Annotated in this window: 16 protein-coding genes; 8 read left to right on the forward strand and 8 right to left on the reverse strand. The window is 66.0% G+C overall.

Annotation, left to right across the window (positions count from 1 at the left end; genetic code table 11):
* Positions 1-143: 143 nt before the first annotated feature.
* Positions 144-4,478, forward strand: coding sequence for an amino acid adenylation domain-containing protein (locus ACWDPV_RS03260; RefSeq protein WP_449741730.1), 4,335 nt, complete (start codon positions 144-146; stop codon positions 4,476-4,478).
* 11 nt (positions 4,479-4,489) lie between these two features.
* Here ACWDPV_RS03260 and ACWDPV_RS03265 read toward each other — a convergent pair whose 3' ends face one another.
* Positions 4,490-4,726, reverse strand: a complete 237-nt coding sequence (locus tag ACWDPV_RS03265; protein ID WP_449741731.1) for a CDGSH iron-sulfur domain-containing protein — start codon at positions 4,724-4,726, stop codon at positions 4,490-4,492.
* 26 nt (positions 4,727-4,752) lie between these two features.
* Between ACWDPV_RS03265 and ACWDPV_RS03270 the strand changes: the two genes are divergently transcribed.
* From ACWDPV_RS03270 to ACWDPV_RS03280, 3 genes are all read left to right on the forward strand, one after another.
* Positions 4,753-5,772, forward strand: coding sequence for an iron-containing redox enzyme family protein (locus ACWDPV_RS03270; RefSeq protein ID WP_449741732.1), 1,020 nt, complete (start codon positions 4,753-4,755; stop codon positions 5,770-5,772).
* A gap of 67 nt (positions 5,773-5,839) precedes the next feature.
* Positions 5,840-6,346, forward strand: a complete 507-nt coding sequence (locus ACWDPV_RS03275; protein ID WP_449741733.1) for a hypothetical protein — start codon at positions 5,840-5,842, stop codon at positions 6,344-6,346.
* 39 nt (positions 6,347-6,385) lie between these two features.
* Entirely contained in the window at positions 6,386-6,727 is a 342-nt protein-coding gene (locus ACWDPV_RS03280) for a DUF1801 domain-containing protein (protein ID WP_449741734.1), read from the forward strand.
* A 246-nt stretch (positions 6,728-6,973) separates the two neighbouring features.
* On the opposite strand, the gene ACWDPV_RS03285 is transcribed toward ACWDPV_RS03280, so the two are convergent.
* Positions 6,974-7,489, reverse strand: coding sequence for a MarR family winged helix-turn-helix transcriptional regulator (locus ACWDPV_RS03285; RefSeq protein ID WP_449741735.1), 516 nt, complete (start codon positions 7,487-7,489; stop codon positions 6,974-6,976).
* A gap of 128 nt (positions 7,490-7,617) precedes the next feature.
* Between ACWDPV_RS03285 and ygiD the strand changes: the two genes are divergently transcribed.
* Entirely contained in the window at positions 7,618-8,394 is a 777-nt protein-coding gene (gene ygiD, locus ACWDPV_RS03290; RefSeq protein WP_449741895.1) for a 4,5-DOPA-extradiol-dioxygenase, read from the forward strand.
* A 66-nt stretch (positions 8,395-8,460) separates the two neighbouring features.
* Here ygiD and ACWDPV_RS03295 read toward each other — a convergent pair whose 3' ends face one another.
* Positions 8,461-8,697, reverse strand: a complete 237-nt coding sequence (locus ACWDPV_RS03295; RefSeq protein WP_449741736.1) for a hypothetical protein — start codon at positions 8,695-8,697, stop codon at positions 8,461-8,463.
* A 71-nt stretch (positions 8,698-8,768) separates the two neighbouring features.
* Entirely contained in the window at positions 8,769-9,416 is a 648-nt protein-coding gene (locus tag ACWDPV_RS03300; protein WP_449741737.1) for a winged helix-turn-helix transcriptional regulator, read from the reverse strand.
* A gap of 64 nt (positions 9,417-9,480) precedes the next feature.
* On the opposite strand from ACWDPV_RS03300, the gene ACWDPV_RS03305 reads away from it, so the two are divergent.
* Entirely contained in the window at positions 9,481-10,392 is a 912-nt protein-coding gene (locus ACWDPV_RS03305; protein ID WP_449741738.1) for an alpha/beta fold hydrolase, read from the forward strand.
* 4 nt (positions 10,393-10,396) lie between these two features.
* Here ACWDPV_RS03305 and ACWDPV_RS03310 read toward each other — a convergent pair whose 3' ends face one another.
* Together ACWDPV_RS03310 and ACWDPV_RS03315 are read right to left on the reverse strand one after the other, a co-directional pair.
* Positions 10,397-11,230: an SDR family NAD(P)-dependent oxidoreductase gene (locus ACWDPV_RS03310; protein ID WP_449741739.1), complete on the reverse strand. Its 834-nt coding sequence runs from the start codon at positions 11,228-11,230 to the stop codon at positions 10,397-10,399.
* A gap of 331 nt (positions 11,231-11,561) precedes the next feature.
* Positions 11,562-12,005, reverse strand: a complete 444-nt coding sequence (locus tag ACWDPV_RS03315; protein ID WP_449741896.1) for a cupin domain-containing protein — start codon at positions 12,003-12,005, stop codon at positions 11,562-11,564.
* Positions 12,006-12,162: 157 nt separating this feature from the next.
* Here ACWDPV_RS03315 and ACWDPV_RS03320 point away from each other — a divergent pair, with 157 nt between their 5' ends.
* Positions 12,163-13,173 (forward strand): acrylyl-CoA reductase family protein, encoded by a 1,011-nt coding sequence (locus ACWDPV_RS03320; protein ID WP_449741740.1) that lies wholly within the window; start codon positions 12,163-12,165, stop codon positions 13,171-13,173.
* Between the two features lie 95 nt (positions 13,174-13,268).
* A complete protein-coding gene (locus ACWDPV_RS03325) occupies positions 13,269-14,150 on the forward strand; it encodes a formate/nitrite transporter family protein (protein WP_449741741.1) in 882 nt (293 codons plus the stop codon).
* A 12-nt stretch (positions 14,151-14,162) separates the two neighbouring features.
* On the opposite strand, the gene ACWDPV_RS03330 is transcribed toward ACWDPV_RS03325, so the two are convergent.
* Together ACWDPV_RS03330 and ACWDPV_RS03335 are read right to left on the reverse strand one after the other, a co-directional pair.
* The gene (locus ACWDPV_RS03330; RefSeq protein ID WP_348807367.1) at positions 14,163-14,639 is read right to left on the reverse strand and encodes a glutathione peroxidase; all 477 of its coding nucleotides are present in this window, start codon (positions 14,637-14,639) and stop codon (positions 14,163-14,165) included.
* 340 nt (positions 14,640-14,979) lie between these two features.
* The gene (locus tag ACWDPV_RS03335) at positions 14,980-15,462 is read right to left on the reverse strand and encodes a GAF domain-containing protein (protein WP_449741897.1); all 483 of its coding nucleotides are present in this window, start codon (positions 15,460-15,462) and stop codon (positions 14,980-14,982) included.
* Between the last annotated feature and the right edge of the window lie 81 nt (positions 15,463-15,543).

Raw genomic sequence — 15,543 nt, forward strand, 5'->3', positions numbered from 1 at the left:
GTCCGGCGCCATCACCTGCGACTTCAGCGTCCTTTCAACTCTGGAGTCCTACGCTCGCGGAATACGCAATCTGGGTTTGGGAGGTCTCCTGGCGAGGTCGGTACGGTCGGGGCGAGGTCGGGTTCGGTACGGGTGAGTGATCTATGACCCTCACCCGACGCTCCCTCTGGCTCGCGCAGCTGATGCACCCGCAGACCTCCTACGTGATCGCGTTCAGCGTGGATCTGACCGGGCCGCTGGACATCTCACGGTTGCATCGGACGGTCGACGAGGTGCTTCGCCATGTCGGCTGGCACGACGTGCACATCCCACCGCATCTTTCGCCCGCCGACCCCGACTGTGTCGATCCGGTCCGCGCCGCGCACTCCGGGCAACCGCCGATCATCGGGCTCGACTTCGGCGATCACCCAGATCCGGACACAGCGAGTCGCCTGCGCGCTGAGCATTTCGTGGACTCACCCGACGGGGCCGACCTCACGAAACCGCTGTGGGCCAGCGAACTCCACGTTCTGTCCGACCTGAGGCATCGATGGGTCGTGCGCCTGCATCACGCACTCACCGACGGGGCCGGCGCGCTACGCATCATGCGCCACATCGGAGAGGTGTACGCAGGCAACTCCGGCTCCGATGACCTCCGGGTACCGAGCCCCGCCGACCTGCAGACCGCCGACACGCACTATCTCGACTCCGCGCGCTACCGGTCGGACGAGCGGTTCTGGAGCGACACTCTCGATCTGCATCAGCCCAGCTTCTTGTCCGGCGCCCCGGTCGAGGCGACCTCGGATCTGACGCGGATCACCCGTCGACTCGACGTGCCGCGGCCACCGACCACCGCCGAGATCCTCGCAGCCTTCGCCGGACTCTGCGCACGCCTTCTCGACACCGCAGACGTCGGACTGTCACTGCCGGTGGCCACCCGCACCACGCATCTCCGCAGACAAGCACTTGCCCCGTTGTCCAATGTGGTGCCGATGAGCCTGCCGGGCATCGGGGACCGGACCGCCGAGGGCGCCGTGGAAGACATCGGTACCGCCGTGACCCGAACGCTGCGCCATCAGCTCTTTCATCGGGAAGACATGCTCCGCAGACGCGACGACATCGCGGGATTCGGGGCGGTCGCCAATCTGCTGCCGGCATTCGATCCGCCCACCGACACCGGACTCCACTGGTCGGTGGAGGTGATGCGTACCGGCCCCACCGGTGACGTGACGATGACGCTGCATCCGGACGACCCGACCGGTGGCCGGGCGGTCAGTTGGGAAGCACCGAGCCGCAGCCTCGGTCGCGATGCGCTCGAGGCCCTCTCATCTCGCTTCAACGGCTACCTCGGCGCCTTCCTCACCGAGATCGACACCGGCCGAACCGTACCCGACGACGCGGTGTTCCTCGACGGCGAATGGGCCCGCTCCGCATCGCGATCGGGCCCACCGGCACCCGAATTCACCCCCACCGCAGCACTCCTCGACGAAGTGTGCACCGACGATCCCGGGGCTCCGGCGCTCATCGACGGGCAGATGACGCTGAGCAGGACGCAGCTACGGGCGTGGGCCGACCACGCGGCGCGGCGACTGATCAGTGCCGGCGTAGCACCCGGCGATCCCGTCGCGGTGTGCATCCCGCGTTCGGCGGCCTCAGTCGTCGCGTTCTGGGCAGTCCTACGCGCCGGCGCGGTGTGGGTGCCCGTCGGCGACCCGTTCTCACCCCGGAGCAGAACTCGAGACATCCTGCAACGCACCGGAATCAACGTGGGACTGAGCTCTCGGGCCGCGCGTGCGAGCACTCTTCCCGAAGACGCCGTCGAGTGGCTCGACCTCGACCTCGCCACCGACATCCCCGCGAGAACCACCTCGCCCCTCGACTCCGCGGAGATCACCCCGTCCGCCCACCACCCGCCCGGTCTGGATCGGGGCCCCGACGACCGCGCCTACATCCTGTTCACCTCGGGTTCCACCGGCACCCCGAAGGGCGTGGACATGCCGCACCGCGGGATCCCCTCACTGGTCGCCGAGATCCGCGAACACTACGCCCTCACACCCGCTTCGCGGATGATGCATGCGTCGGCACCCACATTCGACACCGGCCTCGTGGAACTGCTGTCAGCAGTCTCCACCGGCGCGGCCCTGGTGATCGCTCCGATGTCGATACGCGGTGGCGACGAGATGACCGAACTGATCCGGCGGCATGACATCACGCACATCATCGTCACCCCATCGGTACTCGACACCCTCTCACCCGACCTTGCCGATCAGCTGGTTCAGGTGGTTCTCGGCGGTGAGCCGGTGACCAGCGGACTGGTGGCCCGCTGGGGTGACCGGGTGTCACTGCGAAATGCGTATGGGCCCACCGAAACCCGCTGCAGTATCAACTTCTCGGGACTCGTACCCGGCCGGCCCGTCACAGTGGGCGCACCGATGACCGGCGTCACCGAGGCCATCCTGGACCGACGCGGCCGACCTCAGCCGCCGGATGCCCTCGGCGTCTTGCACTGTTCCGGACCGCAAGTGGCCGACGGATACCTCGACGCACCGGAGTTGACCGCCGAAGCGTTCTCCGGCTGCACCTTTTCCGACGACCCGGTGATGTACTGCACCGGCGATCTGGCCACCTGGACCGATGACGGGGAGGTCCGGGTACTCGGACGCCGGGACGGTCAGATCAAGTTGCGCGGCCTGCGAATAGAACTCGGCGAGGTCAACGCGGCGCTGACACGCAGCACTTCGGTCCGGCAGTGCGCAACCGTGATGCGCGACATGCCATCCGGACGTAAGGCATTGGTCTCCTACGTGGTACCCGCGGACCACGACGCAGCGCTTGATCCGACGGCGCTGCGGCACGAGGTGGCGGCAATTGTCCCGAGCTATATGGTGCCGTCGATCATCGTGCCGGTCGAGGCCCTACCCCACACCGCCAACGACAAACTCGACACCAGGGCCCTGGCCGCGCTGCCACTGCCCGATCGTCGGGGCGCACGTCGCGCGCGCGACGACGGCGAGGAACTGCTGATGCGTGCGGTCGCGGAGGCCCTGACTCTCGACACCGTCGATCCCGATGCAAGCTTCCTCGACCACGGCGGCGATTCGCTCGCGGTCATGGCGGCCGCGCGCCTGATGGCAGCGGCCGGACATCCCGAGGTCACCGCCAACGACCTCCTCGTCGGCGAAAGCCTCGCCGCGGTGGCAAGTGCCATGACATCCGGCCGGCCACCAACTGCCGCGGCGCACGATTCACCGCAGTCACAGATGGACCGACGGCGCGAGACAACCCCCGAGACACCGTTGTCGGCGGCACAACGGACCGTCTCCCGCGAACCCGGCGATCCGTGCGCACAATTGATTCGGCTCGCCTGGCTGCCGACCTCCGGATCGGCCCCCTCGCCCACCGAGATCCGCAGGGCGGTCCAATCCCTGGTGGATCGCCATCCGTCGCTGCGCTCAACCTTCCCCGACACCCCGTCGGGCCCGATTCGTCGTGTGGCGCACTCGCTTTCGGCGGACGCTGTCGTCAGTGTGCACCCGGTGGAGCACACCCCCGACCGCGAGATCCTGCGCACCTGGGCCCGTCGGATGAGCGGTCACCTCGACGTCCGCTCGGGGCCGCCGATCGCGCTGACGGTCCTCACCACACCCGACGGCCACACCGCCGCAGTCATTCTGGTCCTGCACCATATCGCCGTCGACGGGCACTCCCTCGCAGTGCTGGCCGCCGGCATGGCCGAGAGTCTGTCGGCATCTGCGTCTGCATCTGCCACAGTTGCCGCCACGCCGGTGGCAGCGCCCGTTGCGCCGGACATTCTGACACCGGACGGTGAGCAGTTCTGGCGTGATCTGCTGTTGGCCGAACCCGAGTCGGCCTGGACCCTGGCCGGTATCAAACCGGCCGAGGTGAATCCCGGTTCTCCGCAACGCCGTTCACACACGATTCCACTCGAGGTGGCCAGGCGGTTCCGCGCGGACGCCGCGGCCGCTGGTGTCACGGGTTTCGAGGCATTCGAGTCGGCGGCGGCCAACGCACTTCACGATGTCACCGGGGATTCCCGGGTGGTGTCGGCGACGCCGACCTCGCGCCGCCCAGCCGATGCGTCGGAGGTCGTGGACGATTTCATCCTGTCGACGATCATTCCGCTGGCCGTTCATCGGGAGGCCGGCGAGGGCGCCCGCCTCTCCCGGCGGTGCGTCGAGGCCGCGACGGTCCCGATGGAGGACATCCTCGATCTGATCGGCCGTCCCGCGTCAGCACAACGACTGTTCCCGGTGCCGGTGATGCTCGGCTGGTCCGATGCCCCGGCCGATCTCCACGCCGCAGGCTCGGTCCATGTCTTCGGGCCGGACAAGACCCGGTGGCTACTCCAGATCGAGGGTACGTCCCTGGCGTCCGGCGCATTGACCGTCGCGGTCACCGGCGTCGCAGGGGGCCTCGGTCACCGCCGGATCGAACAGATCCTGACGGCCGTGGTCGAGCAGATCTCGAGGCCGCGATGACAGCCGCCGTCTCACTCGTCGCGGATCGGCGGCCGACCGAGCGCGTGACTGCCGTCGCAATACGGCTGGATACTCGACCGCCCGCACCGACACAGCGCAATGGTGGCGCGACGTCGCGGGATCGGCGCTCCGTCGACGTCGACGAGTTCGACGTCGCCGCGCACCACCAGCGGACCTCCAGGGGTGACGGTGATACTCGCAGGCACGCCGTTGGCGGAGTGGGACCGGCGGGGCTCCGGAGTGGTCATTTCACCATTGTGCGTGACGGGAGGCGATGATGGGGCGACCCACCGTCTCGACGACATGCCCAAAGCTCCCGCCGGTCGGCGAACTCGGCGCGGCCGTCGATGAATTGCTCGCCGGCGACCCGACCGCGCGGCACGGTTGGACACCCGACGTCGAGGGCCCGCTCACACGGCTACCCCACGGCATCGACCTGCTCGTCCACCTCGACGCCCAGCGCACCTGGTTCCTGCTCTGCGAACTCGACGGACGCGGCGTGACCGGTGTCGACGAGCGCTGGACCGAGCATCCGGCGGTCGCGCTGCTACGGAGCAGGCTGGGAGACGCGCTGGAGCACGCCGTCCGCGACCGCGTCGGGCCGGTGTCCCCCTGTGCTGCAACGGATCTACCCGAGCGGGTACGGCTCGAGCTCGACTCCACCGACGCTCCGCCACTGTCCGGGCATCTGCGCAGCACGGGAACCGTGGACCAGTATCGAGAGTTCCTGCGACACAGGTCGGTCTATCACCTCCGCGAAGCCGATCCACACACCGCGGCAATCCCCCGACTCGCCGGGCGCGCGAAGGCGGGTCTGGTGGAGATTCAGAGCGACGAGTACGGCGGAGGAAGGTTCGAACGCATGCACTCGACCCTGTTCTCGTGTGCCATGAACGCCGTAGGCCTCGACACCTCCTACGCCGCCTACGCCGCAATGCTGCCGGCGACGACGCTCGCATGGATCAACGCACTGACACTATTCGCGTCGCGGCGCAGGCTACGCGCCGCTGTGGTCGGGCATCTGCTCGCCATCGAATGCACCTCCTCGCTGCCCAACAAGCGCTACGCACAGGGACTTCGGCGACTGGGATTCGGCGAGAACGCGACACGATTCTTCGACGAGCACGTCGAGGCCGATGCCGTCCACGAACAGATCGCCCTCTACGACATGGCCATGCCGCTGTTGTCCGATGAACCGGGGCTGTCGGTCGACCTGCTCACCGGGTTCCGCGCGGCCCTGGTGCTCGATGCCGATGTGGGTCGACTCCTCCTGCGGTCGTGGGAGAATCGGTAACGATCGTCCGACGCACGACGATCACACCGGTACCGAAGCAGCGCACCCCACCACGAAGGGCGCCGAGATGACCTCCTCCCATCAGAAGTCGGAAACCTCGAACATCGACGCGCGTATCCAGCGACGCCGCCACCCGATCCGATGGTGCGTGATCGCGGTGTCGTGCCTCCTGCTCGCCGCGATACCGGTGACCGCGAAAGCCGAACCCGTCAACCGCACCGTCCTGGCCGACCCCTTGTGGACGGTGGCCGACGGCCCGCTGTGCGGCGGGCGGGTCGGTCTGCTCGCAGCGCCCAGCGCACCGGGCACCGCCTCCATCCAGGTGGTCGGCGGATTCTTCGGCATCTCGGGTACCTCGCTGCCGTGCAGCGTCGGGGTGAGCGTTCACTGGCGAAACCTGAACACCGGAGCACACGGTGTGACCACCGGATGGGTATCGGGCACCATGCTGCCGTCGGCGCCGACGCACGTCCTGCACGCCGATGTCCGGACCGGTCCCGGTCTCATCGACCTCCGGATGGACCCGCACCGCCCGAATGTGCCGATCCCATCGGTACGTCTGCAGGTTCCCTGACCGCTGTGCCGCCCGCCTGTCGCGGGTTACTGTGAGCACATGACGACCGACTGGCGAACCGAACGTGCCGACGAGGTCCGCGCACTGATTCTGGCCGCGGAACCCGACATCACCGAAGAGGTCAAGTGGCGCAAGCCGTCGAATCCCGATGGTGTTCCGACGTTTTCGCTCGACGGTATCGTCTGCACGCTGGAGACCTACAAGGACAAGATCAAAGTCACCTTCGCACAGGGCGCGTCATTACCCGATCCGGGAAGGGTGTTCAACGCCAGTCTCACCGCAGGCACTCGTCGCGCGGTGGACATCAAGGACGGCGACGCGCTGGACTCCGATGCCTTCAGCGAACTCATTCGGGCAGCCGTAGCACACAACCGCACGTAGCCGACGCGACGAACCCCGAGCGACGGACCCCGCAGCCGACATCCGGCACACCGTGGTCGACGCCGCTGACGATCCACTTCTTGATCGGACCAGCTCCCAAGTGGTGGAATATCTTTCGGGTCGACGCCGCGACCTCGATCTACCCCTCGCCACACACGGCGACGACTTCTCCGAGCAGACATGAGCACCGGCGCCAGCGTCGTGCCGAGAGACCGTTCTGACGGTTCTCGATCATGCGGCAATCGGTCAGGACGACGATTCACGCCCGTCCCACAGCACCGAATCTTCTTGTGCTGTCGGGAGTTCCAGGCCAATCTCGGCCAGATGCGGTAAGGCCTGGTCGAGCGCCGCGTTGAGCCCGGCCAGCCGCTCGTCGTCCAGGGCGGAGAAGATCAGCCTCCCCGCCTCGTCGGCGTGGCGCGGGGCGGCGTCGCGCACGATGTCCATCCCGGCGTCGGTCAGGGTCACCGACACCGCACGCCGATCGTCGGGATCGGCCGACTTGGTGCGACGCACCCATCCACGCTTCTCCATGGTGGTGACCGCGTGCGACAGCCGGCTCTGCTCGGCATGAGCCAGGACCGCCAGCCGGCGCATGCCCAGCGTCCGCCCCGGCGCCTCCGACAGCCGGAACAAGACGATGTACTGCGAGTGCGTCAAGCCACTGTCACGACGCAACTGGGTGTCGAGCGCATCGTCGAGCAGCATCGACACGACGAGCAGACCACGAAAGGCCCGCTCCTGATCGGGGGTCAATGCCACCGGACCATCCTATCAACTACTTGAACTTTCATACAGATGGTCGTATCCTCGAAGAAACATGAAGATTCATCCACCCTGGTGGACAGTGAAGGAACAACCCGATGGTCGACAGCACCCCACCCACCGTCATGCCGATGGCGTTCATCGGTCACGGCAACCCGATGAACGCCATCGAGCACAACCAGTTCACGCAGGCGTGGGCGCGGTTCGGAAAGTCGGTACCGCGCCCACGCGCGATCCTGATGATCAGCGCGCACTGGTACATCAACGCCACCGCGGTCACCGCGATGGCCAGCCCCCGCACCATCCACGACTTCTACGGGTTCCCCCGCGAGCTGTTCGACTTCGATTACCCGGCACCCGGTTTGCCCGAATTGGCCGGCGAAGTCGCCGAGACCGTCAAGCCGACCTGGCTCGGCAGCGATCTGGACAGCTGGGGTATCGATCACGGCGCGTGGTCGGTTCTCGCCCACGCCTTCCCTGACGCCGACATCCCCGTCGTCCAGCTGAGCATCAACGGTGAACGCGACCTCGACTTTCACTTCGATCTCGGTGCGCGTCTGGCACCGCTGCGCGAATCGGGCGTGCTCATCGTCGGCAGCGGCAACATCGTCCACAACCTGCGTGCCGTCGACTTCTCCCGGCCCGACACCGGATACGCGTGGGCCCAACGCTTCGACGACGCCGCCCGCACCACGATGCTCGAGAACCCGGCCGACTACCTCGCCCTGGCCGAGCATGCCGATTATGCGAAAGCCGTTCCGACACCGGATCATTTCCTGCCGTCGGTGTATCTCGCCGGCATGCTCGCGGCCTCATCGACGTCGACCCAGGACTCTCCGGAGGTTCTCGTGGACGGCTGCTCCTACGGGTCGCTGTCGATGACGTCGTACGTGGCGGGCTGATCGGGTCAGTGGCGAGATCGGCGAGCCCGCCACGCATAGACCCGCGTGGCGACGAGTCGCTCGCCGTCAGTCCTCCGGCAGAGCCGCGAAATCCCTCTGCGCCTTGCGGTACCACTTCATCCCGGACACCGGTCGACGCCAGCGGCCCTTCATATCGTCGGCGGCTGCACGGTGCGTCTCGTCGCCGGCGGCGACCGCATCCTTGAGATGTTGGTCCTGTGCGTGGATCACGTCGTTGGCATCCTCGCCTCGGTGCGCGGTGTCGCACGGTCCGCCCAGTTCACGGCATGTCATGGTCTTCATCGGGTGCTCCTCTGTGGTGTCGATGACTCGGTGGTGTCGATGACCGTCTCGGATCATCGGGTACCGCAAGGCTATGACTGCCGGCCGGTGGGTTGCTTCTTGATTCCTGATCGATCAAAGACGGCCCGCACGGCCGACCGATCGCCGTCGACGTCGAGGGAGTCGACGGGGAGCATCCCCACCGCCACGCCGAGGAGCACGTCCGCGCCAGTCCGGATGACTGCGTCCACCGGGCCGTCCGCGGATCCGCCGATCTCGAATCCCGAACGCGTCGAGGTGATCACGATCGTGCCCTCCGGCAACTCCACTCGGATCGACACCGTTCGGCGAGGCCGTGGCCGATCCGCCAGCACCGCGGGCAGGGCGAGTTCGAGCCACTCGGCACGGAACTCATCACCTTGCGGCCCCCGCGTCATCAGGGGTGTGGACCATCGGATGAGGCCTTCGATCGGCTCGCGAAGCTCCCGGCCCCAGGCGGTGAGCGCGTACTCGATGCCGTCCGCGTCGTCGGCGAGGCGCCGCTCGATCACGCCCGCCGCCTCGAGTTCACGCAGCCGCCCGGCGAGCAGATTGGTGGCCACGCCGGGCAGGCCCGATCGCAATTCGCTGTAGCGGGCCGGGCGGATCAACAACTGCCGCACGATCAAAAGGTTCCACCGGTCACCCACCACGTCGAGCGCCCGCGCAAGCCCGCAGTACTGGCCGTACTCTTTACTCACATCTCTGCTTGATATTTTAAAGTTGCCTTGATCATATCGGCTCTCGCCGAGAATGGACATCACCATGACTGTCAGCCACCGGCCCGACTGGGTCGACGAATCGCTCTACCCGTTCACCAGCCACGTGATCGAGATCGACGGCAACACTGTGCACTACGTCGACGAGGGTCCCGAGACTGCTCCGAGCGCCACACTGCTCTTCCTGCACGGCAATCCCACCTGGTCGTTCGTCTACCGCGATGTCATCCGCGACCTGCGGGGTCAATTTCGGTGCATCGCACTGGATTATCCCGGATTCGGGCTGTCCGGGGAGTCCGACGAGTACACCGCACTGCCCGACGATCACACCCGCATCGTCACCGCGTTCATCGACCGGTTGGATCTGACCGACCTGACCCTGGTGGCGCACGATTGGGGCGGGCCGATCGGCCTGGCGGCCATCGCGCGGGATCGATCGCGGTTCACCGGGGTGGTCCTCGCCAACACGTGGGCCTGGCCGGTAACCGCCCTACACGTGAAGATCATGTCGTATGTGATGGGCGGCCCGGTCGGGGCGCTGCTCATCCGGCACCTCAATCTGTTTGTGAACGTGATGATTCCGGCGGGACACAAACTCCGCAAGCCCTCCGACGCCGAGATGAACCACTACCGCAATGCCCTGGACACCGGTCGACGACGGCAAGGATCATCGATCTTCCCCCGGCAACTGACCGCCGGGCACGATTTCCTCGCCGCCGTGGCGGACGCGTTGCCCGATCTGGCGACGCTGCCCGCGTTGATCATCTGGGCGGATGCCGACATCGCCTTCGGGGATGCCGAACTGAAGCGCTGGGAATCGACCTTCGCCGACCATCACATTGAGATCATCCACGGTGCAAGCCATTTCGTGCAGTCGGATGCACCCGATCAGTTCGCCGCGGCCATCCGCGCCTGGTTCGATACGCGCGGGTCCGATACACGCGGGGCAGCCGGGTAGCGAGTCAGTCCAGTCCCACCAACTCTGCTGACACCGTCCACAATTGGTCGATCAACTCGGGGTCGTGCGCTTGTCGGCTCTCCGGTCCGCGTGCCCGATGCCGCGAGAAGTACACGCCGTTGATGTCGGGATCGGCGCCCCGATGAACCAGATCGATCAGTGACGCGGCACCCTGTTCCGGGGTGATCAGACCCAGACGCTTCAGTGGCGTCCGGTACAGGAGTCCGATCAGAAACGAGTCGCGTCCGAAACTCGACGCCACTGCACCCGGATGCACTGCCGCAGAGACGATCCCATCGTCACGCCACCGCTTGGCGATACCGCGGGTGAACATGATGTTCTCCAGCTTGCTGGTGCCGTAGGCGCGGAACTGGGTGGTGCGGCGGCGCCGGAAGTCGAGATCGGTCGGGTCCACCCGACCGATCAGATTGCCGATACTCGACGTGTTGACGACGAGAGCACCCGATTCGGCCGCGCCCAATCGATCGTGGAGCAGGTTCGTGAGCAGGAACGGCGCCAGATGATTGACCTGGAAGTTGGGTTCATGACCGTCGACGGTCGGCGGCGTGGGTTCGAATGTGCCACCGGCATTGTTCAACAGGACGTCGATGGACGTCGTGCGTTCACCGATTCGGGTGGCCAGCGTGCGGACGTCATCGAGGCGGGCGAAGTCCGCGGTCAGCCCGACGGCCCCGGTGTCGGCGGTCACGGCGGCGAGTTTCTCGGCCGAGCGACCCACCAGAATGAGGTCGACGTCGGGCCCCGCCAGTTCTCGGGCGGCTGCCGCACCGATACCGTCGCTGGCACCGGTGATCACGATGGTCCTACGGGTTGGCACGTGCCGTCACCCCTCTCTTCAGAGCTCGTCGTCGCGCTTCGTAAGCTTTCGCCGCGGTTGCCCGCCCCACTCCTGACCGCTCACTCCCGACCCTACAGACCAACCCCATCCTGCCAAGGACGATCGGACCGCCTCGTCGTTGACAGCGCTCGCCTCGTCGTTGACAGCGCTCGCCTCTTCGTTGACAGCGCTCAGCGTAGTGCCGGTTACCAAACCCAAGCGCCGTGAACGTCGACTCGAGCGCTGTCAATGACCTCAAGAGCGCTGTCAACGCAAATGCACGGGCTCTCAACGGAACTCGGCAACCGCGGCGCCGCGCCTACCCGTGCGATCACGTCCCGGGGGCGTCGCATCCAGGGGCCGGTGCGTCCTCGAAGAGCGGCTTGCCCAGCGGAATCAGGTACAGCACGTCCAGGACCACCGGCGTGTTCCCGAGATTCCGGCCGACGTGCGTATTCGACTGTCCCGCCGGTTCTTTGATGATGTCCCCGGTCCGGTAGATCACCGGCTCGCAGTCGGCTCCGGGATGGGTCAGTGTTCCGGCCCGGACCAGTCCGACCAGTTGGCCGTCGTGATAGTGCCAGCCGGTCGTTCCACCCGGAGCGATAGTGATCTCGCGAACGGCGACGTGGACTCCCTCGGGAACAAACGGCAACAGATCTGCCGGGATGTCTCCCTCCGCGAACGTGACCGCGGAGACCCCGGATGACGGCGTCGCCCGCGCGATAGCCGGCACGAGACCGACACACAGCACCACCGAGACCATCACCAGCATGCCGCGTGCGAGTTGCCTCATTCGTCGACGGTACTGCCGTTCACGCCGGTCGGAGCCGTTTCGGCAAGACCCACCTGGTTCGCACGCCCCATCCGGTGGCACGATGTGGACCACGCGACACCCGTCGACGTGACACCCCAACTCCAGGAGCACAACGATGAGCACCGTCCCCGACCAATTCACTGCGCTCGTGGCCACGGAATCCGACGGCGCGATCACCGTGGACCGTACCGATTTCGCCGCGGCGGATCTGCCCGGCGGCGACGTGACGATCGCGGTGCAGTACTCCGGCGTGAACTACAAGGACGCCCTCGCGGTGACACCGCGCGGAGGCGTGGTGCGCAATTACCCGATCATCCCGGGCATCGACATCGCCGGAGAGGTGATCGAATCCACCGACCCGGGCTTCGCCCCGGGAGACCGCGTCGTCGCACACGGCGGCCCGATCGGCACCGAACAGCATGGCGGTTACGCCGATTACGCCCGTGTTCCGGCGGCGCAGGTCGTGAAGCTCACCTCGCTGTCCACCCGCGAGGCTGCGGCCATCGGCACCGCGGGATTCACCGCCGCGATGAGCGTGGCCGCACTCCTCGATCACGGCCTGACACCGGATGACGGCCCCGTCGTCGTCACCGGAGCCAGCGGCGGCGTCGGCGCCGTCAGCGTCGACATCCTTGCCGCACAGGGCTTCTCGGTGACCGCCTCGAGCGGAAAGGCGGAGGCCGCCGAACTACTCACCACACTCGGCGCCGCAGAGGTCGTCGGCCGCCTCGTCGACGACGAGACCAAGATCCGCCCACTCGGCAAGTCGGTCTGGGCGGGCGCGGTCGACTGCGTCGGCGGCAAGACCCTCGCCTACGTGTTGAGCACGATGAACCACAGCGGTGCGGTCGCCGCCAGCGGACTCACCGGCGGTGCCGACCTCCCGACCACGGTGATGCCGTTCATCCTGCGCGGCGTCGCACTGCTCGGCATCGATTCGGTCCTCATCGGTGCCGATCTCCGACGGGCCATCTGGTCGCGAATCGAGGGCGACCTACGCCCGAGGCACCTCGATGCCGTCATCACCGAGATCGGACTCGACGACCTGCCCGCCGCCCTCGACTCGATCCGTGCGGGCAAGATGACCGGACGGACGGTGGTGCGGGTTCTCGGCGACTCCGCCTGAACCCGCAGCCAGGACGGCCACGCGCCCCGACGACGATCGGGGCGTGCCGTCGCAATCGACGAGCACGCACCGCCGATGTCTGTCACCGTTGATGCATGACCGATCCGTCGCCGGCTTTCGACGTGAACAAGCTGTTCCCGGGAAAGTTCTTCATCAGCACCACGCTCGACGTGCTCGAGTCGAAGAAGAAGATGACCGGGCACATGCGGCGGCGGTTCCTACAACGCGCAGCGATGGCCGGCGCCATCATCGCCATTTTCTACGTCATCAACTACACGATCGTCGCCGCCTTCGATCAGATGGGATCCACGCCCGAGCAACTCCACGCGGTGGGCAAACTCATCGGAGCCTTCATTTTCGGCTGGGCACTGGTGTTCATCTACTACACCAAATCCGAACTGCTCACATCGAACATGATGATCGTCTCCGTCGGTGCGTACTACCGGCGGCTCACCCCGATGCTGTTCATCCGCATTCTGGCGTTCTGCTACCTCGGCAACATCCTGGGCGGCCTGTTCATCGCACTGCTCTTGCGCGGCACCACCCTGATCGAGGGACCGGTCCTCGAGGCCATGCACCATGCCGTCGAGGTGAAGACCGGCTACGTCACCGACGGCTTCTCCGGATGCATGGATCTATTCATCCGCGCCATCCTCTGCAATTTCATGATCAACATGGCGATGCTGCTGGTGTACAACGGCTATCTGGTGGAGGACATCGCCAAATGCATGGCGATGGTCACCTCCGTCTTCGTCTTCGCCTTCCTCGACTTCGAACATTCCGTGGCCAACACCGTCCTGTTCATGATCGTCGGCATGCATGGCGACGTGAACCTGTGGACAGCGCTGGGCAATCTCGGAATCGTGTTGCTGGGCAACTTCGTCGGCGGTGGTCTACTCATCGGCATCTACTACGCCTGGGTCAACGACGAACACGACACCCACCTGCCGCATCTACACCGCCGGCGTAGATCCTGATGCCGGTGGCGGTCAGAGCACCTTGTCGATGTCGTCGGTGAGCTTCTCGGGCTTGACCGTCGGAGCGAATCGGTCCACCACCGCACCGGACTTGTCGACGAGGAACTTGGTGAAGTTCCACTTCACCCGTGAACCCAGAACTCCCGACTTCTGCTGGCGCAACCACTGATACAGCGGATGCGCCTGATCACCGTTGACGTCGACTTTGGCGAACATCGGGAATGTCACGTCGTAGGTGAGTGAACAGAAATTCTTGATCTCCGCCTCATCGCCGGGCTCCTGATGAGCGAACTGGTCACACGGGAAACCCAGGATCACCAGACCCTTGTCGGCGTACTCGCGGTGCAGCTTCTCCAATCCCTCGTACTGGGGTGTGAAACCACACTTCGACGCGGTGTTGACGATCAGCATCGGATGTCCCCGATACTTCTCGAGATCCACCGGATTGCCGTCGATGTCGGTTGCGGTGAAGTCGTAGGCACTGGTCACGGTCATCCCCTGTTCCGTCGGTGTCACGCTCATCGGTTGCGGCGCGACTGGCTTCTCACCCTACGGCCCCGGGTCCCTCGCCGACCACCATTGCACTCATCCCCACGCCGGCACCCCACCCTCGAGCACCCCGACCACGTGGAAGCACTCTGAATTCTGTTGACAGCGCACAATTCTCCGCTGAATTATCCCCAATGCCGCTGACAGCAAACGACTTCCGCCGGTCAGTCCCGTCGAGGAACGAGACAAGCGCTCGACGGTCAACGACCCCATGGCCGGTACGCAGCGTGCGATACCTCGACAACCGTCACCGTGCGGCTGCCAAACCGGCGTCGTCAGATCAGCCGGTCAGCGACCGCACATACACGGCCGCGACAGCCTCGAGCCCTCGCTGATCGTCGTCGCCGAACCGATCGGCGTCGGGACTGTCGATGTCGAAGACTCCGATGAGTGTGCCGTCGTCGGCGACCAGCGGGACGACCAACTCCGACCGACTCTCCGCGTCGCAGGCGATGTGGTCCGGCACGGCATGGACGTCGGCCACCCGTTGAGTCCGGCGGGTCCGTGCGGCCGCCCCGCACACACCACGATCCAGCGGAATCCGAACACATGCCGGCTTGCCCTGGAACGGCCCCACCACCAATTCGGTGCCGTCGAAGAGGTAGAAGCCAACCCAGTTCAGTCGGGGCACAGAGTGATAGATCAGCGATGAGATGTTGGCGGCATTCGCGATTCGGTCATGTTCGTCGGCGACCAGCGTTGTCGCTGCGGACTCGAGTTCGTCGTAGGTCCATTCCGCATCTGCCGACAGCTCAAAGCTCATCTCCCCATCATGCCCACCTCGCGCGTGTTTGCCGCACCCACCGATCACCGCGATTCCATCCGCCGATCCGCCCATCTCCGA

Source organism: Gordonia sp. NPDC003504, assembly GCF_053587995.1.

What these genes read in the sequence shown, in the direction of transcription:
- ACWDPV_RS03325 (WP_449741741.1), top strand. Translation starts at nt 13,269, where the DNA reads ATGACCGATCCGTCGCCGGCTTTCGACGTGAACAAGCTGTTCCCGGGA.
- ACWDPV_RS03265 (WP_449741731.1), bottom strand. Translation starts at nt 4,726, where the DNA reads ATGACCACTCCGGAGCCCCGCCGGTCCCACTCCGCCAACGGCGTGCCT.
- ACWDPV_RS03280 (WP_449741734.1), top strand. Translation starts at nt 6,386, where the DNA reads ATGACGACCGACTGGCGAACCGAACGTGCCGACGAGGTCCGCGCACTG.
- ACWDPV_RS03275 (WP_449741733.1), top strand. Translation starts at nt 5,840, where the DNA reads ATGACCTCCTCCCATCAGAAGTCGGAAACCTCGAACATCGACGCGCGT.
- ACWDPV_RS03320 (WP_449741740.1), top strand. Translation starts at nt 12,163, where the DNA reads ATGAGCACCGTCCCCGACCAATTCACTGCGCTCGTGGCCACGGAATCC.
- ACWDPV_RS03260 (WP_449741730.1), top strand. Translation starts at nt 144, where the DNA reads ATGACCCTCACCCGACGCTCCCTCTGGCTCGCGCAGCTGATGCACCCG.
- ACWDPV_RS03270 (WP_449741732.1), top strand. Translation starts at nt 4,753, where the DNA reads ATGATGGGGCGACCCACCGTCTCGACGACATGCCCAAAGCTCCCGCCG.
- ACWDPV_RS03315 (WP_449741896.1), bottom strand. Translation starts at nt 12,005, where the DNA reads ATGCTGGTGATGGTCTCGGTGGTGCTGTGTGTCGGTCTCGTGCCGGCT.
- ACWDPV_RS03295 (WP_449741736.1), bottom strand. Translation starts at nt 8,697, where the DNA reads ATGAAGACCATGACATGCCGTGAACTGGGCGGACCGTGCGACACCGCG.
- ygiD (WP_449741895.1), top strand. Translation starts at nt 7,618, where the DNA reads ATGCCGATGGCGTTCATCGGTCACGGCAACCCGATGAACGCCATCGAG.
- ACWDPV_RS03335 (WP_449741897.1), bottom strand. Translation starts at nt 15,462, where the DNA reads ATGAGCTTTGAGCTGTCGGCAGATGCGGAATGGACCTACGACGAACTC.
- ACWDPV_RS03305 (WP_449741738.1), top strand. Translation starts at nt 9,481, where the DNA reads ATGACTGTCAGCCACCGGCCCGACTGGGTCGACGAATCGCTCTACCCG.